The organism is Clostridium sp. 1001271st1 H5, assembly GCF_005845215.1.
GTDB lineage: Bacteria > Bacillota > Clostridia > Lachnospirales > Lachnospiraceae > Enterocloster.
In genome coordinates, this window is sequence record NZ_SPHO01000002.1 from 37,571 (window position 1) to 62,496 (window position 24,926).

Sequence of the window (24,926 nt, forward strand, 5' to 3'; positions counted from 1 at the left end):
CTTTTCTTATCATATTTAAATTTGTATTTAGAGATTTATTGTCTTAGGAAAGGCGGTAACAGAGATGAAGAAGGGATTCCAGATAGACAGGAATGATGGAAGAATATATGCGATGGGAGTGACTGCTGTCTCTGGAGGGGTGCATTTTTCCTTCTCCTCTAAGGGAGAGGCCTGTGCCGTTATTTTATATAGGAAAGGGGCGAAAAGCCCCAGGGAAAGAATCGCTTTTCCGGAACATTCCAGGACCGGCGATGTGTGGAGCATGACTGTGCTGGGAGATTTTTCCGGCCTGGAATATGTGTACGAGGCGGACGGACAGCTGGTGCCGGACCCCTACGGAAGGCAGTTTACCGGGATGGAGCGCTGGGGAAGCCTGGAACGCCTGGATAAACCGGTGCGCACGCCTCTGGATGCAGAGGGGGGAGCGTATGACTGGGAGGACGACGTCCTTCCATGCATTCCCTATGACCAGTGTGTGATTTACCACATCCATCCCAGGGGATTTACCAAACATGTCTCCTCCGGTGTGGAAGGGGCCAGCCGCGGAACCTTTAAGGGAGTGGCGGACAAGATTCCTTATCTGAAGGACCTGGGAATCACTACCCTGGAGATGATGCCTCCGGTGGAGTTTGAGGAGCTGATTATACCGGAGCGTGTGGACGGAAGCCCCTTTGCAGCTGAAAAGCCGGACGGCAGGCTCAATTACTGGGGATATACCGGCGGATATTATTTTGCGCCTAAATGCTCCTACAGCAGCGGACCGGTGAGACAGCCTGACCGGGAGTTCAAGGATATGGTTAAGGCCCTGCACAGGGCTGGACTGGAACTAATCCTGGAGCTTTTCTTCGATGGAAAGGAAGCACCATCCTATGTGCTGGATGTGGTCCGCTTCTGGGCACAGGAATACCATGTGGACGGCATCCGTCTGGTGGGGTATGCGCCGGTTAAGCTTCTGGGGGAGGACCCCTATCTCAGCAGGCTTAAACTGTTCGCCCCTGGCTGGGACGGTGTGGAGCCTGGGCGGGCAAAGCATCTGGCAGAGTATAACGACGGCTTTATGATGGATATGCGCAGCCTGTTAAAGGGGGATGAGGACCAGCTTAACCGGCTGGCGTACCACATCCGGCGGAATCCGGAGCAGGTGGGCGTCATCAATTACATGGCCAATACAAATGGCTTTACCATGATGGACATGGTATCCTATGACACAAAGCACAATGAGGCCAACGGTGAGGATAACCGGGACGGGACAGACTATAACCAGTCCTGGAACTGCGGCGTGGAAGGCCCCTGCAGGAAGAAACGGATTATGCAGATGCGCAGGAAACAGATACGCAATGCCCTGCTCATGCTGTTTTTAAGCCAGGGAACTCCCCTTCTCATGATGGGGGATGAGTTTGGCCGTACCAAAAAGGGAAATAACAACTCCTACTGCCAGGACAACGATATATCATGGCTTAACTGGACGCTGTTAAAGTCCAACAGCAGTATCCATGAATTTGTAAAGCACGTGATTCAGTTCAGAAAGGAGCACTCCGTGTTCCACATGGACAAGGAGCCGGCCCTGATGGATTACCGTTCCGTGGGACTGCCGGACGTGTCCTACCACGGCCTTAAGACCTGGTGCCCCATGTTTGACCGCTTCTGCCGCCAGCTGGGCATCCTATACTGCGGGAAATACGGCAGGAAGCCGGACGGAAGGGAGGACGACTACTTCTACGTGGCCTTTAACATGCACTGGGAGCCCCATGAGTTCGCCCTGCCCAATCTGCCGAAGGACTATAAATGGCACACGGCCTTTAATACGGACGAGGACCAGGTGAACGGCATGTATGACCGGGGCAGCGAACCTGTTCTGGAGAACCAGAAGTCCATGATGATTATGGCAAGGACCATTGTGGTGCTGATGGGAAAGGCGGTTCCGGCTGGGAAGAAGCCCTCCAGGGCAAGGACAGCAGGAAAAGCAGCCGGAAAGGAAGAAGAGGCAGATGATACTGACAGAGGAAATGATACAGTATATAGAGAACCACAGACAGGAGGCATACAACCTGCTTCTGGAGCTGGCCAGGATACCGGCGCCCTCCAACCATGAGGAAAGGCGGGCGGAATTCTGTTTGGACTGGCTTAAGGCCCAGGGCGCCAGGGGCGTATATGTGGACCGGGCCCTCAATGTGGTATACCCGGCGGATGTAAGGCAGGATGGTCCGGTGGAGGTATTCATGGCCCATATGGATGTGGTATTTCCCGATGAAACGGAACTTCCCCTCAGGGTGGAGGACGGACGCATCTGCTGCCCCGGCGCGGGGGACGACACAGCATGTCTGGTATGCCTTCTGCTGGCAGGAAAATATATAGCAGAACATGTGGATACCCCTGGCTGGAGGGAAATCCGAGGCGGGGATGCCCCTGGACTTCTGCTGGTGTGCAATGCAGGGGAGGAGGGGCTGGGAAACCTGAAGGGAGTGCGGAATATCTGCCGTGACTACGGGGACCGGATGGAGAGCTTCTGCACCTTTGACAGCACCCTTTCCAGCATCGTGGACAGGGCGGTGGGGTCCAGGCGGTTCCGGATAAGGGTACGCACCCGGGGCGGCCATTCCTACAATGACTTTGGAAATGAGAATGCCATTGCCGGCCTGGCATCCCTGGTGGTAAAGCTGTATGGTATCCGGCTGCCGGAGGGCGGGAAGACCACCTATAATGCAGGCACGATATCCGGAGGGACCTCGGTCAACACCATTGCCCAGGAGGCTGAGATGCTGTATGAGTTCCGTTCCGACCGGAAAGAGAACCTGGAATATATGGAACAGCGGTTCCAGGAGGCAGTGGACCAGGCAAAGGCAGAGGGATTGGATGTGTCCGTTGAGGTTATGGGGGTCAGACCCTGCGAGGGGGAGGTTGACAGGGAACGGAAACAGGCCCTGACAGACCGGGCCCACAGAGTGGTGGCGGAGATAACCGGACAGGAGCCGGAGCACAGCGCCGGTTCCACGGACTGCAACATTCCTCTGTCCATGGGAATTCCCAGTGTCTGCGTGGGGAGCTTCCGTGGCGCAGGCGCCCATACCAGGGAGGAATATGTGGAGATAGATTCCCTGGAAGAAGGCTATAAAGTGGCGTTCGGTATGATGTTCGGCAAAAGGGACTGATTACGGTGACTGCCTGCGAAGCTTTCTCACCCGGCCGGGTACCGGCGGGTCATAATGATTCTTTTCGATTCATAGATTTAGAGTGGGTACTCTTATGGAGTGCTCCCGGAACCAGCGTGTGTATGCGCTTCCGGGAGCATTTTTATATCTGTTCATGCAGCGGCGGACAGTTCCATAAAGTACATGAATCCGGGAAGAGGGGAGAGACAGATGGCAGATTGGTTTGAACAGCCGGAGGCAGATGTGCTGGCCGGACTGGACTCCGGCAGGCAGGGAATAGACAGCGGGGAAGCGGAGCAGCGTCTTAAGGAATATGGTGAGAATGTATTGGAGGAGACCGGGCGGCTCCAGTGGTGGCAGGTATTCCTTGCGCAGTTTAAGGACCTGCTGGTCATCATTCTCATTGGAGCGGCAGCCGTGTCCATGCTTACAGGGGACCCGGAGAGCGCCATGGTTATATTTGCAGTTCTGCTGCTAAATGCAGTGCTGGGAACTGTCCAGCATCAGAAGGCGGAAAAATCCCTGGACAGCTTAAAACGCCTTTCCTCGCCTGAAGCCAGGGTGCTGCGGGACGGGCGCAGCATGACCATACCGTCTGCCCTGGTAGTGCCGGGGGATATCCTGCTTCTGGAGACGGGGGATATGGTGGCTGCAGACGGGCGGCTGCTGGAAGTGTACGGGCTGACCGTCAATGAAAGCTCCCTTACAGGGGAGTCCCTGGGAGTGGAGAAGCACACCGGGGCAGTGAGGGCAAAGGATGGGGCCGTGGCACTGGCCGACAGGACCAACATGGTATTTTCCGGCTCCCTGGTGACCTCAGGCCGTGCCGTGGCAGTGGTGACAGCCACTGGTATGAACACGGAAATCGGAAAGATAGCTGTCCTGATGAACGACACCAAGGAACAAAAGACCCCCCTTCAGGTGAGCCTGGACCGGTTTTCCGGTCACCTGGCCATTGCCATCATTGCCATATGCGGCCTGGTGTTTCTGCTCAGCCTGTACCGCAGGGAGCCGGTGCTGGATGCTCTGATGTTTGCAGTGGCCCTGGCAGTGGCGGCCATACCCGAGGCATTGAGTTCCATTGTCACCATTGTCCAGGCCATGGGCACCCAGAAGATGGCCAAGGAGCAGGCCATCATAAAAGACCTGAAGGCAGTGGAGAGTCTGGGATGTGTTTCTGTTATCTGTTCCGATAAGACGGGGACCCTGACCCAGAACCGCATGGATGTGGAGCATGTGTACGTCAACCATACGGAGCAGCCGCCGGACTGGCTGGAACATGCAGGGGGACGGAGCGATGTCAGGCTCCTTCTCATGGGGGCTGTCTTAAATAACAATGCGTCCGGCCAGGACGGGGACCCCATGGAGACTGCGCTCTTTAACATGGCCAGGGAGGCGGGGCTTATCCCGGAGCAGGTACGGCTCCAAAGCCCGAGAAAAGGAGAAATTCCCTTTGACTCCCGCCGCAAGCTCATGACCACTGTAAACGAGATAGAGGGATGCGATGTTGTCTTTGTCAAGGGCGCCGTGGATGTGCTGCTTAAAAAATGCACCCGCCTGGCCAATCCGGCCGCCATGGAAACCAGCCGGAAGGCCGGGACAGCCGGATTGGCCGGGGAAGCCGGATTGAACGGGGCAGCCGTACCAAGCCGTACCTTATCCTCGTCAGACCGCCAGAGAATACTGGACCAGAACAGCCGCTGGTCTGCCAGAGGGCTCAGGGTACTGGCCTTTGCATGCCGCCCTTTGAATGATGAGGGAAAGGAGCGGGGCAATTCCGGCTTTGCAGGGACAAAGGCGGGAAACAGCCAGGACCGTTCATCCCTGTCAGGCAGGCTGGAGGATAACCTGGTGTTTCTGGGCCTGACCGCCATGATGGACCCGCCCAGGCCGGAGTCACGCCAGGCAGTGGCCAGCGCCAGGCAGGCAGGCATCCGTCCTGTGATGATTACAGGGGACCACAAGGTAACTGCCATGTCCATAGCGGAGCGAATCGGCATCTTTACGCCCGGAAACATGGCGGTGACAGGGGCGGAGCTGGACCGCATGGAAGAGGAGGATTTAAACCGGAGCCTGGAGCATATCTCGGTCTATGCCAGGGTGTCGCCGGAGCACAAGATACGCATTGTAAAGGCATGGCAGAACCGGGGGCACATCGTGGCCATGACAGGGGACGGCGTCAATGACGCCCCGGCCCTTAAGAAGGCCGACATCGGCGTGGCTATGGGAATCACGGGAACTGAGGTATCCAAGGACGCGGCATCCATGATACTGGCGGACGACAACTTTGCCACCATTATAAAGGCAGTGTCCAACGGCAGGAATGTATACAGGAACATAAAGAATTCCATCCAGTTCCTCTTGTCCGGAAACATGGCCGGAATACTCTGCGTACTATATACATCCCTGCTGTCCCTGCCGCTGCCCTTTAAACCGGTGCACCTGCTGTTCATCAACCTTATAACGGATTCCCTTCCGGCCATTGCCATAGGTATGGAGCCGCCGGAGGAGGGACTGTTAAAGGAGCCGCCCAGAAACCCAAAAGAGGGTATCCTCACCGCTTCCTTTATACGGGATATCCTGGTCCAGGGAGCCCTGATTGCAGCAGCCACCATGTGGGCCTATACCACCGGGCTTCATGAGGGCGGCGCCGGAAGGGCCTGCACCATGGCATTTTCCACCCTTACCCTGGCCCGCCTGTTCCACGGATTCAACTGCCGCAGCAGCCATTCCATCATACGCCTGGGTCTGGGAAGCAACCTGTACAGTGTTATGGCGTTTCAGCTGGGAGTGGTCCTGCTGGCTGCCGTGCTTTTTGTGCCGGGCCTGCAAATTATGTTCGCGGCCGCCGATTTAAGCCTGAGCCAGCTCACCACCCTGGCAGCGGCAGCCTTTCTGCCCACCCTGGTAATCCAGATACATAAGATTCTCCGGGAGTCCATTTACTAGACAGTACGTCTCCTGTCAGGGGAAGGGCGATTTCTGAAATAATGGCAAAATCGTAGAAAAATTCGGAAAAATGTGGTAGAGTAAACATGAGATACACGTAATGGTATGAGCAGGAGGGCATTATGAGACTAGTTACATATGAAATCGAACACAAATCCGGACTTGGAGTCATCAGCAGGGACGGAAGCTGGGTCTATCCCCTTGCTTCCCTGGATATGGATTATAAGACCATGCAGGAGCTGATAGAGAACATCAGTGATTCGGAGAAGCAGCTGCTGGAGTATGCGTCCGGCCAGGACCCATATAAAATCAGGGGAGCTGCCCCGATTGGGGAGGTAAGGCTTTTGGCGCCCATTCCCCATCCTCGGCAGGATGTTATCTGCCTGGGAATCAATTACATGGCTCATGCAGAGGAGTCAGCCAGATTTAAGAAGGAAGCATTTAACGGGGAAAGACCCTATGCCATCTATTTTTCCAAGCGGGTGAACCGGGCCACGGACCCCGGCGCAGGCATTCCCAGCCACAGGGATATTGTGGCGGATTTGGATTACGAGGCAGAGCTGGCAGTTATCATCGGCCGTGAGGCATCCCATGTCAGGGAGGAAGATGTAAAGGACTATATATTCGGATATACCATTATCAATGATGTAAGCGCCAGGACCCTGCAGACACGGCATAAGCAGTGGTATTTCGGCAAGGGGCTGGACGGCTTTCTGCCCATGGGCCCATGCATTGCGACCGTGGATGAATTGTCTTATCCGCCCAAGGTGCAGGTACAGTCCAGGGTGAACGGTGAGCTTCGCCAGGACAGCAATACGGAACTGCTCATATTTGATATCAGCCACATTGTAAGCGAACTGTCCCAGGGCATGACACTGCAGCCCGGAACCATCATTGCCACAGGTACTCCGGCAGGTGTGGGCATGGGCTTTGACCCGCCCAAATTCCTGGCTCCCGGGGATGTGGTGGAGTGCACCATAGAAGGGATAGGAACCATTGCGAACAAAGTGACGGACTGAAAGGAGACAGATGAAAATGGATTATTTACCAATGACCATACGAAAACAGAAGAACATTGCCCTTATTGCCCACGACCAGAAAAAGCGGGAACTGATACAGTGGTGCGGGGAGCATAAGGATATACTGTCCAGGCATTTCCTGTGCGGCACCGGCACAACGGCCCGCATGATTACGGATGCCACCAACCTGCCTGTGAAGGGGTACAACAGCGGTCCCCTGGGCGGCGACCAGCAGATAGGGGCCAAGATTGTGGAGGGGAAGATTGATTTTGTGATTTTCTTTTCCGACCCGCTGACGGCACAGCCCCACGACCCGGACGTTAAGGCTTTGTTGAGAATCGCCCAGGTCTACGACATTCCCATTGCGAACAACAAGGCCAGCGCGGATTTCATGATCACTTCTCCCCTTATGGATGAAGAATACGAGCATGATGTGGTTAATTTCAGACAGAATATTGCTGACAGGGCAAACACCCTTTAGGAGTCGGACATACGGCAGCCGTGCTGATATCAGACCGAAGAATGAATAAACTTACAAGGGGGCAATAATATGGAACAGAAATTATATGATTTGATGGATTGGGCAGGGATTGAAGAACTGGTATATTCTGAGTCATCCAATCCCCATGCCATGCTGGGACCCCATCTGACAGAGGAGGGACTTCTGATTCAGGCGCTGATACCCACTGCAGCTGAAATCAGTGTAAAGATTTCCACAACCGGGAAGAAGTTTCCCATGGAGCTGGCAGATGAGGCTGGTTTTTTTGCAGCGCTGATACCACGCAAGAGCATAACACCCTACACCCTGGTGGTTACGTATGACAACGGGGTGACGGAGGAACTCTATGACCCCTATTCATTTGCTCCCCAGTACCGGGAAGAGGATTTAAAGAAGTTTGCAGCGGGCATCCACTACACAATTTACGAGAAGATGGGGGCCCATCCCATGACCATCGACGGTGTATCCGGCGTATACTTTTCCGTGTGGGCGCCATGCGCCATGCGTGTCAGCGTGGTGGGGGATTTCAACCTGTGGGATGGAAGGCGCCATCAGATGCGCCGTCTGGGAGAAGGGGACGGCAGTGTGTTTGAGCTGTTTATTCCCGGTCTGTATGAGGGTGAAATCTATAAGTACGAGATAAAGACAAAGGCAGGGGAGCCCATGCTGAAGGCAGACCCCTATGCCAATTATGCGGAGCTGCGTCCCAACAATGCATCTATTGTGTGGGATATCGGTAAATACAAATGGAACGACAGGTCATGGATGGCTCAGAGGGCAAAGACAGATACAAAGGACAAGCCCATGAACATATACGAGGTTCATCTGGGTTCCTGGCTCCGCAGGGAAACCGCCAGGGATGAAACCGGACAGGACCTGACGGGTTCGGAATTCTATAATTACCGCGAGCTGGCGGCAAGGCTGGCGGAATACGTAAAGGACATGGGATATACCCATGTGGAGCTTATGCCTGTGATGGAGCATCCCCTGGATGAATCCTGGGGCTATCAGGTCACCGGATATTACGCCCCTACCAGCCGCTATGGCGCTCCTGAGGATTTCATGTATTTTATGGATTATATGCATGGTCAGGGAATCGGCGTTATACTGGACTGGGTACCGGCCCATTTTCCCAGGGATGCATATGGCATGGCCGCATTTGACGGCACCTGCGTCTATGAGCACATGGACCCCAGAAAGGGTTCCCATCCCCATTGGGGTACTCTGATTTACAATTACGGACGTCCCGGCGTGACCAATTTCCTGATTGCCAACGCACTGTTCTGGGCGGACAAGTACCATGCAGACGGAATCAGGATGGACGCAGTTGCGTCCATGCTCTATCTGGACTATGGGAAGAATGACGGCGAATGGGTTCCCAACCTCTATGGGGGCAATGAGAACCTGGAGGCAATGGAATTCCTGAAGCATCTTAATTCCGTGTTTAAGGGCCGCAAGGACGGCGTGGTCATCATTGCGGAGGAGTCCACGGCGTGGCCCATGATTACAGGCGACCCCAAAGAGGGGGGCCTGGGCTTTGACTATAAGTGGAACATGGGCTGGATGAATGACTTTACCAACTACATGAGATGCGACCCATTTTTCAGGAAGAATAACTACGGGGAGCTGACGTTCTCCATGCTGTACGCCTACAGCGAGGATTTTGTGCTGGTGTTCTCACATGATGAGGTGGTACACGGCAAGGGTTCCATGATTGGAAAAATGCCGGGCGGAACCCTGGAAAAGAAGGCGGAGAACCTGAGGGCCGCATATGCCTTCATGATGGGCCATCCAGGAAAGAAGCTGCTGTTCATGGGCCAGGAATACGCCCAGGTGAACGAGTGGAATGAGGGCGCCTCCCTGCAGTGGGAGCTGCTGGAAGAACCTGTCCACAAGAATATGCAGAATTATGTAAAGGTGCTTAATAAGCTGTATTGTGAGCACCCGGCCCTGTATGAGATGGATTATGACCCGGATGGCTTTGAGTGGATTAACTGCAGCTATCAAAATGAGAGTATGATTATATTCCTGCGCAGGAGCAGGAAGAATGAGGAGACCCTTCTCTTCATCTGTAATTTTGATAATATAGAGCATGAGAAATTCCGCGTGGGAGTACCCTTCCACGGCAAGTATAAGGAGATATTCAATACCGATGCCAGGGATTTTGGCGGGGAAGGCAGGATAAACGGACGGGTTAAGACATCTAAGAAGCTGGAATGGGATGAGAAGGATGATTCCATTGAAGTCTATATACCGCCTATGAGCGTCAGCATTTATACATGCACGCAGGTGGAAGATACGGTGAAACCGGACCCGAAGAAGCCGCCGGTAAAAAAGGCGGCGGAGAAAAAGCCTGGGGTTAAAAAGACTGCTGACAAGAAGGCCGGGGTGAAGAAGAGCGCCGGTAAAAGGGAACAGGCAGAAACGGAAGCAGTTGTGACGGAAGCAGTTGTGGCTGAAACAGTTGTGGCCGGTACAGCTGCTGCCGGAACAGATAAGGCCGGTACGGCTGAGGCCGGGGCGGCGGTTAATGAGGCAGGTGCCGGGACTCAGGAAACAGGGAGCACTGCAGCTGCAAAAGAAGGCCAGAAACGGATTGCCACATCCAAGGCGGTCCAGAAACAGATAAGTACGTCCAAGGAAGAGCAGAAGCAGATAAGCACGACCAAGGAAGAGCAGAAGCAGATAGGCACGACCAAGGAAGAGCAGAAGCAGATAGGTACGTCCAAGGAAGCGCAGAAGCAGATAGGCACGTCCAAGGAAGCGCAGAAGCAGATAGGCACGTCCAGGACGAAGCAGGAGCAGATAGGCACGTCTAAGAAGAAGCAGGAGCAGATAGGCACGGCCAAGGAAGAGCAGGAGCAGATAGGCACGTCCAAGAAGCAGCAGAAGCAGATAGGCACGGCTAAGGAAGAGCAGAAACAGATAGGCACGTCCAGGACGAAGCAGAAGCAGATAAGCACATCCAAGTCAACACCGAAGCGGGCAGCCTCTGCAACGAAAGACCAGGGAGGGGAGCGGAAGAAGCCCTCCGCAGCCAGGAAGAAACAGGGCCGGACAGCACCGGGGAAAGAGGCTGCAAAGCCGGATGGCACCGAAACAGAATAGGCAATTGGGAATAAATGGAGCGCAAGGCCGGGGGCTTTGCGCTCCCTGTTATTATATGGTATAATGTCGAAAGACATTGGCCGGACCCTGTGTATCCCCGGAGGGATGGGCGGCAAGGGCATATGATACGGTTACAAAGGGTACAAGCCGTATAAACAGTCTGAAAAAAGCAGATTTCAGATGCATTTTGGTGCGATTGGGGTGGGGTATGTTTTCTTATATTAAAAATCAGTGGCTTTCAATCTCATTGAAAAAGAAACTGGGTGCATTTTCCGTTATTGTCATTCTGGTAATGGGTCTGTCCATTGCTTTTAATATGCTGGTCATGAATTTTTCCCTGGACAGTTTTAACGTGATACTCAATGACAATTCCCTCTGCTATGATGTACAGGAGTCCATGGAGCAGGAAGCGGATGCCTTTGAACTCTATGTAAGGGAGCGGACCTGGGAGAATGCAAAACAATACAGGCTGGCATGCTTTAAGTCAGAGAACAGCATAGAGGCCCTTCCCTTTGACTATGATGTCATTGGACCGGAGCGGTATGCCAGAACGTGGAATATTAAGAATGGATATGAGAGCTACCAGTCCTTCCGGGACCAGGTACTTCACATGGACCAGTCGGATGACGGATTCGTGGAGCAGCTGTACCGGGTATATGGAATGCAGAACTATCTGCAGACCTATGCCAGAAGGCTGATGCAGTCCACCCTGAAGGAGGGGAAGCGCAGTTACCAGGAAAAGGTGCCTCTTCTCTATGACCTTCCCTATATGATAATGGCCTGTTCTGTACTGATGATTATTACAGTCATCTGCCTGACCAGGATTTTGTCCAAAACCCTGATTGTTCCTATGGTAAAGCTGGCCCACAGCTCCAGGGAAATTGCCAGAAATGATTTCGGAGGCGAGGACCTGGTGGTGGATAACCGGGATGAGATGGGAGAGCTGGTCCATGCATTTAATAAAATGAAACATGCCACAGAGGGGTATATCAATACCCTGAAGGAGAAAAATGAGATGGCGGAGCGTCTTCACAAGGAGGAGGTGGAGCGTATTGAGATGGAAAAGCGTCTGGATGCGGCCCGCCTGGAGCTGCTTAAGAGCCAGATTAATCCCCATTTCCTGTTTAATACCCTGAATATGATTTCCTGCATGGCCAAACTGGAGGAAGCCCAGACCACGGAGCGGATGATATCTAGCCTGGGGAATCTTTTCCGCTATAACCTTAAGACTTCAGAGCAGATTGTGCCTCTGGACCAGGAGCTTAAGGTGGTGCAGGACTATATGTACATACAGCAGATGCGCTTTGGCAGCCGTATCAGCCATGACTTCCGGCTGGAGGTGGACGGCAGCGAAACCATGATTCCGGCCTTTACCCTTCAGCCCCTTGTGGAAAATGCAATCATACACGGTATAGCCAGGAAGGAGGAAGGGGGAAGGATATTTTTAAGAATCTGGAAACAGGAGGATAAGATAGTCATTTCCCTGGCAGACACTGGTGTGGGTATGGATGACGGGACCCTGGAGCGGCTTATGGATGCCCTTAAGGGACACCGGACTGCCAGGGTGGGCATTGGGCTGGGAAATATTTACCAGAGAATTAAATCCATGTACGAGGATGGGGATTTAAAAATCTACAGCAAGGCGGGCAAAGGGACTGTGGTACAGATTATCCTGCCTGCTGAGCAGGAAAAGGACTATCGGAAGATATAAGGGGGGAATCAATGTTACGTTTACTGATTGCAGATGATGAGATGATTGAGAGGCAGGTTCTGTACAAGACGCTGCAGAAGAACCTGGGGGACAGGTGCCGTATATTCCAGGCAGCTAACGGCAGGGAAGCCCTTAAAATCTATGAGGAGGAAAAGATACAGATTGCCATCCTGGATATTGAGATGCCCGGTATAAATGGAATAGAGGCTGCCCAGCAGATTCGGCAGACGGACAAGGACTGCTGCATCATATTCCTGACAGCCTTTGACGAGTTCTCCTATGCAAAAAAGGCTATTACGGTTAGAGCTCTGGATTATCTTCTGAAGCCTTACGACGAGGAGGAACTGATGCTGGTGGTGGAGGAGGCCATGCATATTGCAGGGGAGCACCGTCAGGATGAAAGGGTTGAAACGGAAGCTGAGATTCCTGGGCCTGGGGACACAGAGGAGCCGGAGGACGGGGGACACGCCCGTCTTTCAAAGGTTACCTCCTTAATCAGCCAGTACATACATGAGAATTATATGTTTGATATTTCCATGCAGGATGCTGCAAGAGCCATGAATTATTCAGAAGCATATTTCTGCAAGCTGTTCAAGCAGTGCTTTGACCAGAATTTTACCTCCTACCTGACACAGTACCGTATAAAGGAAGCCAAGAAGATGCTGGGACAGCCAACCGTCAATGTAAAGGAAATCGGAAGGGCAGTGGGATACGGTGACTCCAATTACTTTGCAAAGGTGTTCAAGCGCATAACGGGCCAGAGTCCCACGGAATACAGATTGTCTGTTTTCCAAAAGGGATAAAGATTGTATAAAGATAAAATATGTAATATTTGCATAAATGGAAGAGCGAAACAGGTTAAAATCCTACTATGATTCACAAAAATTTACTATATTCAGAAACGTGAAATACTCTTATAATAAAGTCAGTGTTAAAGAAACATAAAAAAAAATATGCGAAAGCATAAAAAAAGTATTAAGAGGAGGAATGTTTCATGAAAAAAAGATGGATTAGTACTGCATTGTGTGCAGCAATGGTAGCTGGTTCCCTGGCAGGCTGTGGATTAAAGAGTCCTGATACAGCAGCCACAACAGCAGCTCCCGCAGCAACAGAGGCGCCTACAGAGGCAGCAAAGGCAGAGGGAGATACCACTGAGGAGGCTAAGACCGAAGCAGCAGCTGATACCAGCGACATGCCGGAGGTTACTCTGGTTATGGCAGAGGTTAACCCGCTGGATACCATTGTTGGACAGACTGATTCCAAGTTCAAGGAGACAGTTGAGGAAATGTCCGGCGGCAAGATTAAGATTGACCTGCAGGCCAGCGGTGTACTTGGTTCAGAGAACGATGTTCTGGATACCATGCTGGGCGGCGGCGGAACCATTGATATTTCCCGTATTTCCGCATTTGCCCTGACAAGCTACGGCGCTGAAAAGTCCGTGCTTCTGTCTATCCCTTATACATTTGCAAACCGTGACCATTTCTGGAAGTTTGCTGACAGCGAGCTGGCTCCTGAATTCCTCATGGAACCCCACGACAACGGACTGGGCGTAAGAGGTCTGTACTACGGCGAGGAAGGTTTCCGTCACTTCTTCACAGTCAAGGAAGTTAAGGGCTTAGAGGACTTAAAGGGCATGAAGCTGCGTGTGTCCAATGACCCGATTATGAACGGCATGGTGGAAGGCCTTGGCGCAAGCCCAACGGTTGTTTCCTTCAACGAGCTGTACTCCGCACTTCAGACCGGTGTTGTGGATGGTGCTGAGCAGCCAATTGCTAACTACAAGTCCAATGCATTCCAGGAGGTTGCTCCAAACCTGATTCTGGACGGCCATACACTGGGCGCAATCCAGGTCATCATCACAGATGAAGCCTGGGATAAGCTGACAGAAGAGCAGCAGAACATCCTGGTAGAAGCCGGCAAGGTTGCATCCCAGTTTAACAGAACCATCTCTGAGGAAGCTGAGAATAAGGTGCTTGATGAACTGAAGGCCGATGGCATTAACGTGGTTGAGGTTCCTGATATCCAGCCATGGCAGGATGCTTGTAAGGACATCATTGAGTCTTCTACAAAGGACCAGGCTGAACTGTATCAGCAGATTCTTGACATGAACAAATAATAAGCGGCAATCAGACAGGCACAGGGCAAATGAATCAACTCTGTGCCTGTAGTTTTTGAAAGGGGAATCAATATGCCAGCAATATTTCAAAAGATTGACAAAATCAAGCCTGCATATGATATGACATACAGGGTCGTGCTGCTGCTTTGCAAGCTGCTTCTTGTGGTGGATATCCTTATAACAAGCATGGCTGTGGCGGGAAGATATATATCGTTTATTCCGGACCCCGCGTGGAGCGAAGAGGTAGTCCTGACCTGTATGTCCTATATGGCAGTGCTTTCGGCCGCCCTTGCCATCAGACGGGGCGCCCATATACGCATGACCGCATTTGACAGGTATCTGCCCTCCAATCTGGTAAAAAGTCTGGACATCATCGCTGACCTGGCCGTGCTTGCACTGGCAGTCATCATGATTACGGTTGGCTGGAAGTATGCCACGGGAATCGGCTCTAAGGGTACATATGTAAGCATGCCCAAGGTTTCCAGGTTCTGGATGTATTTCCCGGTGCCTCTGGCCGGAGTGGCTATGCTGGTTTTTGAAGTAGAGGCCTTATATAATCATGTAAAGAGTTTCTTTGTAAAGGAGGGGATGGAGTAATGGATGCAAATAGCATGGCAATTCTGGTTTTGCTGGGGAGTTTCTTCCTGATGGTATTTTTACGTTTCCCCATCGCCTATGCGGTGGCGCTTTCATCTGTGTTTTGTCTTCTGTTTCAGGGACACAATCTGACCACCATCTGCCAGCAGATGGTAAAGGGCATCAGTTCCTTCAGCCTGATGGCGGTTCCGTTCTTCATCACCATGGGATGCCTGATGGGTTCCGGCGGTATTTCTGAAAAGCTGATTGCACTGGCCAATGCGTGTGTTGGCTGGATGCGGGGCGGCATGGCAATGGTTAATATCGTTGCATCCTATTTCTTCGGCGGTATTTCCGGTTCCGCATCCGCGGATACGGCTTCCCTTGGTTCCATTCTGATTCCCATGATGGTTGACCAGGGATATGACGACGATTTCTCAACAGCAGTAACCATCACCTCATCCTGTGAGGGACTTCTGGTGCCTCCCAGCCACAACATGGTAATCTATGCCACCACAGCAGGCGGTATCTCCGTGGGAAGCCTTTTCCTGGCAGGATATATTCCGGGAGCGCTGCTGGCTGTAACGCTGATGATAGGTTCCTATATCATTTCCGTTAAGCGCAATTACCCCAAGGGCGACAAGTTCAGCATCATCAATCTGATTAAGCAGCTGAGCGTTTCCTTCTGGGCGCTGGCAGCCGTACTGATAGTTGTGTTCGGCGTTGTAGGCGGCGTGTTTACAGCCACAGAGTCTGCAGCCGTTGCTGTTATCTACAGCCTGATAGTCAGCGTGTTCATTTACAAGGGACTGGACTGGAAGGGAGTATGGAGAGTATTGGGAGACAGCGTGGACACCCTGTCCATCGTCATGATTCTGATTGCCACATCCAATATTTTCGGATTCTGTCTGACCCAGCTGCATGTGCCTGTTCTGGCTGCCAGCGCAATTACAGGCATGACCAATAACCCCATTCTTCTGGCCCTGCTGCTGAACCTGATTCTTCTGGTGCTGGGATGTATCATGGATATGGCGCCAATCATTCTGATTGCAACGCCCATTCTGCTTCCCATTGCAACATCCATTGGTCTGGACCCGATTCAGTTTGGTATCATGGTAGTGCTCAACTGCGGTATCGGACTTCTGACACCTCCTGTTGGAGCTGTTCTGTTCATTGGCTCTGCGGTTTCCAAGGTGCCCATGGAACGGGTGGTCAAGGCTACACTGCCATTCTACCTGTGTATGATTATAACCCTGTTGCTGATTACCTTTATTCCGGCTGTCAGCTTGTGGCTGCCATCCGTACTGGCTCATTGATGAATGGATACGGGAAAATGGTTTATCATGTATAATGAAATTTCAGAGTGGCGGCCCTGTCGCCACTCTGTTAGGATTCAGAACATCCGTACAAGGAGCATATGAATGAGATACAGATACACATACAGGACAACGGCGTGGGATTTATGGCAGCTTTCCATGTATTATATTTACGGTTCCATGGCAGGACTTTGCAATATCATATTTACAGCGGCTGTTTTTGTTCTGGGATTCTCCAAATGGGACCAGGCCCATGGATTCGTGAGGTGCCTCATTGTGCTGGGATGCTGTCTTTTTACAATCATCCAGCCGCTGATAATATACGCCAAGGCAAAAAAACAGGCGGCGGGCATCACACGGGATACCCAGGTTTCCATTGGTGACAGCGGGCTTTACATCCAGGTGGGAGATGACACATCAGAATTGCAGTGGAAGTCGGTCAAACGTATATCCAGGAAGCCCACCATGATTATTATATTCTGTGACACCACCCATGGATTTGTTTTTACAAACCGTGTGCTTGGAAATGAGAAAGAAGATTTTTACCGCTATGTGGTTTCTAAGATGGAAGTCAGGACAGGAACCAAGTAAAGGTGTAAACAAAGGCCCGCCTTGACCGGGCCCGGCAACTGGGGTATGATATATCCGAAGGGAGGGACGGCTGCTTGAGAAAAAATGTAATTTACCTGATGGCCTGTGCGGCTGTCATGATTCTGGCTGCATCCTGTGCAGGCAACAGTAAGGAAGGTACGGGGCAGAAGACGGTTCCGGAGTTCGTCCTGACATATGCTGAGAATCAGGCCGAGGATTATCCCACCACCCAGGGAGCGTATAAATTTGCGGAGCTGGTATATGAGAGGACCGGCGGCAGGGTTGAGATACAGGTCAATGCCGGCGGCATTCTTGGAGATGAAAAGACGGTCATTGAACAGCTGCAGTTCGGCGGGGTGGATTTTGCCAGGGTATCCCTGTCCCCTCTGGCTGGGTTTGTTCCCAAGCTGAATGTGCTTCAGATGCCCTACCTGTATACGGGGCGGGAACACATGTGGAAGGTTCTGGAAGGGCCTATTGGCATGGATTTCATGAATTCCTTCGGCGGTTCCAGTCTGGTGCCGCTGTCCTGGTATGATGCCGGCGCCCGCAGCTTTTACAGTACGTCCAGGCCTATTGAGTCCCTGGACGATATGAAGGGACTTAAAATCAGGGTCCAGGAATCTGCTCTGATGATGGATACCATTGAGGCTCTGGGAGCAACGCCGGTACCCATGGCCTTTGGGGAGGTTTATTCAGGACTGCAGACAGGCGAGATAGACGGTGCCGAGAATAACTGGCCTTCTTATGAATCCACACGGCATTATGAGGTGGCCAAATATTTTACCCTGGATGAGCACACCAGGGTTCCGGAGCTTCAGCTGGCAGCCCAGTCCACCTGGGATAAGCTGCCAGAGGATTACAGGAGCATCATTCGCAGCTGTGCCCAGGAATCAGCCCTGTATGAGCGTAAACTGTGGGCTGAGCGTGAGAAAACCTCGGAAGAAAGGGTCAGGAAAGCGGGGTGCGTGGTGACGGAGCTGGATGCCCGGGAAAAAGAACGGTTCCAGGAAGCCGCTGCTCCTATGTATGAAAAGTACTGTTCTGAATATGTGGATATCATTGATGATATTATGGATGCAGGAAGACAGTGACAGGATTTGGATTCAATTATTATAACCGTGTAATCGGATATGTATGAATAATAAGACCATGGTTCCAATCAAGGGAGCCATGGCCTTTGGTTTTAATACGGATATTTATATAAATATTCAGAAACGTTTCAGCCCAGGGGGACAATGGTGATGTTATCATCCGAGCCGGCGTCCGGTGACGGGGCCTGGGAGGCCTGGGTAGGAGATGGTGTCTGCTGTCCGGGAGAAGACGGGGCGGCAGAAGTTGGAGCGGCAGTTGTGGCTGCAGTGGTTTCAGCGGCCTTGGTGGTTTCAGCGGCCTTGGTGGTTTCCTTGGCTTTCGTGGTTTCCTTGGCCTTAGTGGTTTCCTTGGCCTTAGTGGTTTCCTTGGCTTTGGTGGATTCCTTGGCCTTGGTGGATTCCTTGGCTTTGGTGGATTCCTTGGCCTTGGTGGTTTCCTTGGCTTTCGTGGTTTCCTTGGCTTTGGTGGATTCCTTAGCCTTAGTGGTTTCCTTAGCCGTGCCGGAGCCGCTGGAACTGCTGCCGTTGGTGCCGTTGGTGCCGTCCGAGGGGAATTCTGTGTCCCGGCTGCTCAGGTCTACCCCTTCCTTTATGGTGGTGTAGGAGCCCTTTATGGTATTGCCCGCGTAATCCTCAACATATACCACAAGGGTTTTTGTGTCCATGGGGAAGGTGATTTCTCCGGTTTCTTTATTGATGTGGGTGGGTTTGACTGTTTTTTCATCCTCATCCGTAGCATAGACTGCGTCAAAGTTAATACCTGACTGGCTGTCTTCTGCCGTTATGGTAAGGATGCCATTTTCCATCACATATTCTTCCTGGATTGAGGGGGCCATATCGTCCAGGGCCGCAATGGTGTCGGACAGCCTGGCAGCCATTCCGTTCCAGCCCTTTACATATATCTGGAGGGTTCCGTTGTTGGTCAGGGTAGCGGTGTAAACCCCCTTTTCCTTTTCCAGCTCAAGAGGCTGGGATTCCATGGTGACACTCATCTCACGTACAGGGAGAAGGGAGCGTATGCGGATGGATATATCCACAGTGCGGTAATCCTTGGTATCAGATGCATCATACTCTATCTTGGGTGTGGAGGTGGCCAGAATGAATATGACCAGATTGAGCAATAGGAAGGGAAGTATGTAGAATACCAGGGTATGCAGTTTTCGGTTGTCGTTCCATGAACGCTTATTATAGGTGTTGCGTTTGCTGCTCCTGCCGCGGTTGCCGCCGTAAGAACCGGAAGAGCGTTCGCTGCGGGGAGCCGAATATGATGAATGACGGTCCATTAATTATCCTCCTTAAGTAATACGGAAAAAATACTTCTATAGCATATCAGAAATTTTCTTTTCTTACAAGTTTAACTTGGAAAATGGCAAAGATTCCACAATACCCTTCAAAATGCCGGACGAATATGTTATGATAGGTATGATTCCTGACATCAAAGGGAGAGGTACATAAGGAATATAAATTGTGCTATCACAGAAGGAGTAAAACCTATGATTGGAGAAGCAGCTGCATTTGCAGATAAAGCCCACAAGGGAGCTTTCAGAAAGGGCACGATGATTCCGTATATCACGCATCCAATGGAGACGGCAGTGATTGTGTCCGCTTTTACGGATGATGAGGAAATCATTGCGGCGGCCCTGCTCCATGATGTCATGGAAGATGCAGGAGTTACCAGGGAAGAACTTGAGGAGGCATTTGGTCCCAGGGTGGCAGAGCTGGTAGTGGATGAGAGCGAGGATAAAAGCCGCAGCTGGCAGGAGCGCAAGACCCGTACGGTCATGCATCTCTGTACGGCTTCCAGGGAGATTAAGATACTGGCGCTGGGGGACAAGCTCAGCAATATGCGCTGTACAGCCAGGGATTATCTGGTGGTGGGCGATGCCATATGGCAGCGGTTCAACGAGAAAGATAAAAAGAAGCATGCCCGGTATTACTGGGGGATAGCCCATGCTTTGAAGGATTTGGAGGACCACCTGTATTTTAAGGAATATGTGATGTTATGCAGGACTGTGTTCGGTGAGGATGTCATTTCCTCAAATAAAGACATGATACAAGGAGAATGTGAATGATTAGACGTGGGAAAAAGCGGAAGATTCTGGCTGCTGTTCTGGCAGCCGGAATTGTTTTAAGTATGCAGGGAATGACGGCATTGGCCGGCAGCACAGGGGTGGGCGCAGCAAAATCCGCCCAGACCGGGCCGGGGGCGGCGTCCCTTACAGAGGACCAGTCAGACCAGACCGGAGGCCAGGAGACAGCGGGCCAGGACCAGACACCCCAGCCGGAGGGACAGGGGGCAGCGGGCCAGGACCAGACACCCCAGCCGGAGGGACAGCCCGCAGCCAGCCAGGACCAGGCGGCACAGCCAGCGCAGGGCCAGGAATCCCTGGAGGTAAACTACAGTGCCTTTATATTGCAGCAGGGATGGAGCGCAGCCACAGCTGATAACAATAATTGTTCGGCGCCGGTCAACACATGGCTTACAGCTATAAGGGCTAATCTGATTAACATTCCGGCCGGTACACAGGTAGGAATACGCTATCAGGTGAATCTGAGCGGTTCCGGCTGGCTCCCATGGGCGGAGGACGGAGCGGAAACAGGCGGTACAGAAGGCGTTATGCCCCTGGAGTCCGTACGCATGGAACTGACCGGCAGCGGAGCAGCCGCATATGATTTATATTACAAGGTACTCCAAAACGGTTCCTGGACGGACTGGGCAGCCAACGGTGCGGCAGCCGGACAGGAGGGGGCCGGCCTCAGGGTGGACGGCATACGGGCTTCCATCACGGCAAAGGGGGCGGGAGTTCCTGCGGACCTGGCTGCATCCCATGGAATTGACCCATCCAGGCCCATGATTGCACTTACATTTGACGACGGACCTAAGACATCCGTGACCAGCCGGATACTGGACAGCCTGCAGGCCAATGGCGGAAGGGCTACCTTCTTCATGCTGGGCTCCAATGTTAATGCCAATGCAGGCGTTATCAGGAGAATGGTGGACCAGGGCTGTGAGGTTGCAAACCACACTCATGACCATAAGTATCTGACTAAAATCGGAGCAGACGGAATCGTAAGCCAGGTTGGCTCCACCAACCAGAAGATTCAGGCTGTCTGCGGCGTATCACCTGTCCTTATGCGCCCGCCGGGCGGGTATATTGATGCGGCATCCCTTAATGTGCTGGGGTCCATGGGCATGCCGGCCATCATGTGGTCCATTGATACCAGGGACTGGCAGCACAGGAACGCGCAGAGGACCATTGACACGGTGCTGAGCCAGGTAAAGGACGGGGACGTCATACTGATGCATGATATCTACAGCACCACAGCGGATGCAGCGGTTGTGCTGATTCCGGAGCTGACAGCGCGGGGATATCAGCTGGTGACGGTCAGCGAGCTTGCAGCCTACAGGGGAGGAATCGCACCCGGCCATAAGTACAGCCAGTTCAGACCATGATTCAGCTGACGATGCATTGACAGATAAGTTTGAGACGGTATCCCTTCTTAAGTAAAAGGGATGCCGTCTTTTTATCCGGCTGCAGTGGTGTAGGCACGGGGCCGATTAGGGGTGAGAGACTTGGCACAGGTGTAATAATATCGGAAATGCCCTTGATTCTTATCTTAAGGTTATGTATAATAAGACCACAGATTGTTTTCTTCAGACATCTGGCTGTGCACCGCACAGAGACGGGGTTTCTTTCTGAAACCCGTGATTCCCATTTTAACAGGCAGTTTTAATTGATGCACCTTGACATATTTATATGATTTGTATTCTGTTCTCCTGCAGTTTGTAAAATGGCGGATAGCCGGGAGGAATGCTTATGACAGACAGATGGAATGGATTACCGTTTAGCAGACGGATAGGTATAAGGGGAAAAGCAGGCAGGACCGTGTTGGCAGTGACGGCAATGACGGCAGCTGTTTTCTGGCAGGCAGACAGTGTACGGGCCATGCCGTCACAGAAGCCGGCGGCAGGGGGCCATTATGGTGCAGAACTTCGGATTACCAGAACAGCGGAGACAGCTGAAGACGGAGAAATCCAAAAACCGCCTGAACGGTATTGGGACGGAGATGGAAAGGAGTACCTGCTGGATTACTGGGAGACAGTAACGGTTCCGGGACAGTATGTCAGCCGGAGTATGGAACGGAAGATAGTATATAATGGCGTGGAAGGGGCGGAAGGAATTCCTGTGTCCATTTTCCTGGAAGAGGATGTATCGGGAAGTCCGGCAGAGGGAACCCTTTTTCTGAGGGAAAGCCGGATTATAGGGGAGGAATGGCAGGAGGGCTTCCTGGCGCCTGTCACCTTCCACGCCTATGGGGCAGACGAATACCATGGGGGTTCCCTGGTTATACCAGGGGATGCGGTCCTGGAGACCTGCGTGTCCATGGGAGGGCAGCTGCTGGAGTTTATGGACCTGTCCCCGCTGGATTACCGTATTCTTACAGCGGACTGGTCAGGGGAATCCTATGAGGACGAGGCAGGAAGAGTGTGCCGCCAGGCCATTGTATCAGGGCAAAAGCTTCTCAGGGATTATGAGGCTGTATACGAGGGGGAAGTCGGCTGGACAGAGCCCGGGTCCCAAGAACTGGAGATGGTGTACAGGCCGGTGTCCCTGGTTTCCCAGGCAGCGTCACCCGCAGCAGACCATGTACCTGCACCGGAGCCTCAGGATGAGGGCCGGGAAGGAAATCTCTGGTATTGGGTACGAAGCGGTTTTGTCATAACAGTGGGAGCAGGGCTTTTAGGGATAACCGTGGGTCTGCTGGCCCTTTTGGCAGTGTGGTACAGGCAGAACCGGAGGGAGCACAGAAGAAGGTGCCTGCCCCGCATAAAAGGTTGAGCCATATGGTTCAGGTATGATATACTTCACATAACAAGGGAGGGTTAAGCTCCCGCAAGAAAAGGAGAACAGATATGACAAATCCTGTGTATGACAAGCTGAGAAACTGCTATGACAGCATAAAGGCTAAGATTCCATTTGAACCTAAGGTGGCCCTGGTGCTGGGCTCCGGCCTTGGGGACTACGCAGAGCAGTTGGAAATCCAGGGAACCATTGATTACCGCGATATTGAGGGATTTCCTGTATCCACGGTACCCGGCCATAAGGGCAGGTTTGTGTTCGCCTGCATAAATGGGGTTCCGGCAGTGCTGATGCAGGGACGGGTCCATTATTACGAAGGATATCCCATGTCAGATGTGGTCCTGCCTGTCCGCCTGATGAAGCTTATGGGTGCGAAGGTCCTTTTTCTGACCAATGCGGCAGGCGGTATCAATTATGATTATGGGGCAGGGGATTTCATGCTCATCAAGGACCAGATATCCTGCTTTGTCCCCTCCCCGCTCATCGGACCAAACCTGGAGGAGCTGGGACCAAGGTTCCCGGATATGAGCCATATATACGATGAAGACCTGAGGGATATTATCCGTTCCACGGCTTCCGGGCTTGGAATCAGGATACAGGAGGGAGTCTACGTGCAGCTGACAGGACCTGCCTACGAAAGCCCGTACGAGGTAAAGATGTGCAGGATACTGGGAGGGGACGCAGTGGGCATGAGCACGGCCTGCGAGGCATTGGCTGCCAATCATATGGGCATGAAGATATGCGGTATTTCCTGTATATCCAATCTGGCCTGCGGCATGACAGATGCCCCGCTGTCCCATCAGGAGGTCCAGGAGGCATCGGATAAAATGGCCCCCCTCTTTAAAAAACTGGTATCCCAGTCCATCGGAAAAATGGGGATTTTTTAAACTTTTATGAAAAATTAAAGAAAAAGACATAGTAAAATAGTGTTTTTCGTAGTAATATGTATCGTGGACGACGGCAGGGGGAATATGCTGCCAGTCCCGGCATATCTTATGACATAGCATGATTCAGAAAAGAGGAGATTATTATGAAGAGACACTATTTAGCAGTTGCAGTCCTGGCGCTTGCACTGGGGATGACGGCCTGTTCTTCCGGCAATAAAGAAACCACAGCAGCCCCAACGACTACAGCAGCACAGACTGAAACGGAAAAATCTGCAGAGGCAGAGGATGATATGGAACTGCAGTACTTCTATGGCTTCGTGGGAGAGGTGGCAGACAATGTGGTTACCGTCAAGGATGACGAAGGCAAGGAAGTGAAGTTTGATGTATCTGAGGCCAAGGTTGAAGGCGCGGATGCCATTGGAGAAGGCGATGAGGTAGAGGTGGCATATGCAGGAGAGCTTTCCGCAGATACAACGAAGGCAAAATCAGTGGACATCGTCACATCTGCCGCCGCAGAGGCAGCGGAAGAGGCAGCTGCTGAAGAGGATACCATTATCACCGGAACCATTGAGAAGGCAGACGATGACACCCTGACCCTGGCTGCAGACGAGGGAACATTTACATTTAATACCAAGATTGCACAGAAGGTATCCAAGGACGGCATCAAGTCCGGCGTACAGGCCGATGTTACCTATTACGGCGACCTGGAAGATGAGACCGACAAGCCGGTGGCAACCAAAATTGTGACTGAGGATGCCATGGATTCAGAAGACGCAAAAATCAACACTCTTTCCGGCAAGGTGGCGGAAGTTGGGGCGGACTATGTGGTCATTGATACAACCGACCCTGCAAACACCCTGTTTACTTTCCTGGGAAAGGAAGGCATGTTTGATAAACTGAAGATAGGGGATACAGCAACCATTATCTACAAGGGAACCCTTACTGACAAGACAATCACAGCAACCGGCGTGAAGTAAAGAATATGCGTATGGCCGCGGCCACAGACAAATGAAGTCTGTGCCGCGGTTTTTCTTCTTTATCCCGCCATT

19 protein-coding genes are annotated in these 24,926 nt (G+C 52.3%); 18 read left to right on the forward strand and 1 reads right to left on the reverse strand.

Going from position 1 to position 24,926, the window contains the following annotated elements; genetic code table 11:
* Positions 1-64: 64 nt before the first annotated feature.
* The 13 genes from FGS84_RS03420 (at position 65) to FGS84_RS03480 (ending at position 18,128) form a co-directional block, all read left to right on the forward strand.
* Positions 65-2,092 carry an alpha-amylase gene (locus FGS84_RS03420; protein ID WP_138306282.1) on the forward strand — a complete coding sequence of 676 codons (2,028 nt, stop codon included), beginning with the start codon at positions 65-67 and terminating at the stop codon, positions 2,090-2,092.
* On the forward strand, positions 1,989-3,149 hold the full coding sequence (locus FGS84_RS03425; protein ID WP_347563779.1) for a M20/M25/M40 family metallo-hydrolase: 1,161 nt from the start codon (positions 1,989-1,991) through the stop codon (positions 3,147-3,149). Before FGS84_RS03420 ends, FGS84_RS03425 begins: the two co-directional genes overlap by 104 nt.
* 210 nt (positions 3,150-3,359) lie before the next feature.
* Complete coding sequence (locus FGS84_RS03430) at positions 3,360-6,098, forward strand: cation-translocating P-type ATPase (RefSeq protein ID WP_138306283.1); 2,739 nt, start codon at positions 3,360-3,362, stop codon at positions 6,096-6,098.
* 122 nt (positions 6,099-6,220) lie between these two features.
* Positions 6,221-7,117 (forward strand): fumarylacetoacetate hydrolase family protein, encoded by an 897-nt coding sequence (locus tag FGS84_RS03435; protein WP_138306284.1) that lies wholly within the window; start codon positions 6,221-6,223, stop codon positions 7,115-7,117.
* Positions 7,118-7,133: 16 nt separating this feature from the next.
* Positions 7,134-7,598 carry a methylglyoxal synthase gene (locus tag FGS84_RS03440; RefSeq protein WP_138306285.1) on the forward strand — a complete coding sequence of 155 codons (465 nt, stop codon included), beginning with the start codon at positions 7,134-7,136 and terminating at the stop codon, positions 7,596-7,598.
* A 69-nt stretch (positions 7,599-7,667) separates the two neighbouring features.
* Positions 7,668-10,724: a 1,4-alpha-glucan branching protein GlgB gene (gene glgB / locus FGS84_RS03445; RefSeq protein WP_138306286.1), complete on the forward strand. Its 3,057-nt coding sequence runs from the start codon at positions 7,668-7,670 to the stop codon at positions 10,722-10,724.
* Between the two features lie 247 nt (positions 10,725-10,971).
* Positions 10,972-12,435 carry a sensor histidine kinase gene (locus tag FGS84_RS03450; RefSeq protein ID WP_347563780.1) on the forward strand — a complete coding sequence of 488 codons (1,464 nt, stop codon included), beginning with the start codon at positions 10,972-10,974 and terminating at the stop codon, positions 12,433-12,435.
* Between the two features lie 11 nt (positions 12,436-12,446).
* A complete protein-coding gene (locus FGS84_RS03455; protein ID WP_138306288.1) occupies positions 12,447-13,238 on the forward strand; it encodes a response regulator in 792 nt (263 codons plus the stop codon).
* Positions 13,239-13,429: 191 nt separating this feature from the next.
* Positions 13,430-14,551, forward strand: a complete 1,122-nt coding sequence (locus FGS84_RS03460) for a TRAP transporter substrate-binding protein (RefSeq protein WP_138306289.1) — start codon at positions 13,430-13,432, stop codon at positions 14,549-14,551.
* A 72-nt stretch (positions 14,552-14,623) separates the two neighbouring features.
* A complete protein-coding gene (locus tag FGS84_RS03465; RefSeq protein WP_138306290.1) occupies positions 14,624-15,148 on the forward strand; it encodes a TRAP transporter small permease in 525 nt (174 codons plus the stop codon).
* Entirely contained in the window at positions 15,148-16,443 is a 1,296-nt protein-coding gene (locus tag FGS84_RS03470) for a TRAP transporter large permease (protein WP_138306291.1), read from the forward strand. Before FGS84_RS03465 ends, FGS84_RS03470 begins: the two co-directional genes overlap by 1 nt.
* Before the next feature lie 105 nt (positions 16,444-16,548).
* Positions 16,549-17,034: a YcxB family protein gene (locus tag FGS84_RS03475; RefSeq protein ID WP_138306292.1), complete on the forward strand. Its 486-nt coding sequence runs from the start codon at positions 16,549-16,551 to the stop codon at positions 17,032-17,034.
* Positions 17,035-17,108: 74 nt separating this feature from the next.
* A complete protein-coding gene (locus FGS84_RS03480; protein ID WP_138306293.1) occupies positions 17,109-18,128 on the forward strand; it encodes a TRAP transporter substrate-binding protein in 1,020 nt (339 codons plus the stop codon).
* 128 nt (positions 18,129-18,256) lie between these two features.
* On the opposite strand, the gene FGS84_RS03485 is transcribed toward FGS84_RS03480, so the two are convergent.
* Positions 18,257-19,411, reverse strand: coding sequence for a hypothetical protein (locus FGS84_RS03485; protein WP_138306294.1), 1,155 nt, complete (start codon positions 19,409-19,411; stop codon positions 18,257-18,259).
* Between the two features lie 210 nt (positions 19,412-19,621).
* Here FGS84_RS03485 and FGS84_RS03490 point away from each other — a divergent pair, with 210 nt between their 5' ends.
* From FGS84_RS03490 to FGS84_RS03510, 5 genes are all read left to right on the forward strand, one after another.
* The gene (locus tag FGS84_RS03490) at positions 19,622-20,200 is read left to right on the forward strand and encodes an HD domain-containing protein (RefSeq protein ID WP_138306295.1); all 579 of its coding nucleotides are present in this window, start codon (positions 19,622-19,624) and stop codon (positions 20,198-20,200) included.
* On the forward strand, positions 20,197-21,582 hold the full coding sequence (locus FGS84_RS03495) for a polysaccharide deacetylase family protein (RefSeq protein WP_138306296.1): 1,386 nt from the start codon (positions 20,197-20,199) through the stop codon (positions 21,580-21,582). Before FGS84_RS03490 ends, FGS84_RS03495 begins: the two co-directional genes overlap by 4 nt.
* Before the next feature lie 364 nt (positions 21,583-21,946).
* Complete coding sequence (locus tag FGS84_RS03500) at positions 21,947-22,969, forward strand: hypothetical protein (protein ID WP_138306297.1); 1,023 nt, start codon at positions 21,947-21,949, stop codon at positions 22,967-22,969.
* Between the two features lie 74 nt (positions 22,970-23,043).
* A complete protein-coding gene (locus FGS84_RS03505; protein ID WP_138306298.1) occupies positions 23,044-23,877 on the forward strand; it encodes a purine-nucleoside phosphorylase in 834 nt (277 codons plus the stop codon).
* 143 nt (positions 23,878-24,020) lie between these two features.
* Positions 24,021-24,854: a hypothetical protein gene (locus FGS84_RS03510; protein WP_138306299.1), complete on the forward strand. Its 834-nt coding sequence runs from the start codon at positions 24,021-24,023 to the stop codon at positions 24,852-24,854.
* Positions 24,855-24,926 lie beyond the last annotated feature (72 nt).

Bases quoted from the DNA above. Each gene is read 5' to 3' on its own strand.
- FGS84_RS03420 (WP_138306282.1), top strand. From the start codon at position 65: ATGAAGAAGGGATTCCAGATAGACAGGAATGATGGAAGAATATATGCG.
- FGS84_RS03425 (WP_347563779.1), top strand. From the start codon at position 1,989: ATGATACTGACAGAGGAAATGATACAGTATATAGAGAACCACAGACAG.
- FGS84_RS03430 (WP_138306283.1), top strand. From the start codon at position 3,360: ATGGCAGATTGGTTTGAACAGCCGGAGGCAGATGTGCTGGCCGGACTG.
- FGS84_RS03435 (WP_138306284.1), top strand. From the start codon at position 6,221: ATGAGACTAGTTACATATGAAATCGAACACAAATCCGGACTTGGAGTC.
- FGS84_RS03440 (WP_138306285.1), top strand. From the start codon at position 7,134: ATGGATTATTTACCAATGACCATACGAAAACAGAAGAACATTGCCCTT.
- glgB (WP_138306286.1), top strand. From the start codon at position 7,668: ATGGAACAGAAATTATATGATTTGATGGATTGGGCAGGGATTGAAGAA.
- FGS84_RS03455 (WP_138306288.1), top strand. From the start codon at position 12,447: ATGTTACGTTTACTGATTGCAGATGATGAGATGATTGAGAGGCAGGTT.
- FGS84_RS03460 (WP_138306289.1), top strand. From the start codon at position 13,430: ATGAAAAAAAGATGGATTAGTACTGCATTGTGTGCAGCAATGGTAGCT.
- FGS84_RS03465 (WP_138306290.1), top strand. From the start codon at position 14,624: ATGCCAGCAATATTTCAAAAGATTGACAAAATCAAGCCTGCATATGAT.
- FGS84_RS03470 (WP_138306291.1), top strand. From the start codon at position 15,148: ATGGATGCAAATAGCATGGCAATTCTGGTTTTGCTGGGGAGTTTCTTC.
- FGS84_RS03475 (WP_138306292.1), top strand. From the start codon at position 16,549: ATGAGATACAGATACACATACAGGACAACGGCGTGGGATTTATGGCAG.
- FGS84_RS03485 (WP_138306294.1), bottom strand. From the start codon at position 19,411: ATGGACCGTCATTCATCATATTCGGCTCCCCGCAGCGAACGCTCTTCC.
- FGS84_RS03490 (WP_138306295.1), top strand. From the start codon at position 19,622: ATGATTGGAGAAGCAGCTGCATTTGCAGATAAAGCCCACAAGGGAGCT.
- FGS84_RS03495 (WP_138306296.1), top strand. From the start codon at position 20,197: ATGATTAGACGTGGGAAAAAGCGGAAGATTCTGGCTGCTGTTCTGGCA.
- FGS84_RS03500 (WP_138306297.1), top strand. From the start codon at position 21,947: ATGACAGACAGATGGAATGGATTACCGTTTAGCAGACGGATAGGTATA.
- FGS84_RS03505 (WP_138306298.1), top strand. From the start codon at position 23,044: ATGACAAATCCTGTGTATGACAAGCTGAGAAACTGCTATGACAGCATA.
- FGS84_RS03510 (WP_138306299.1), top strand. From the start codon at position 24,021: ATGAAGAGACACTATTTAGCAGTTGCAGTCCTGGCGCTTGCACTGGGG.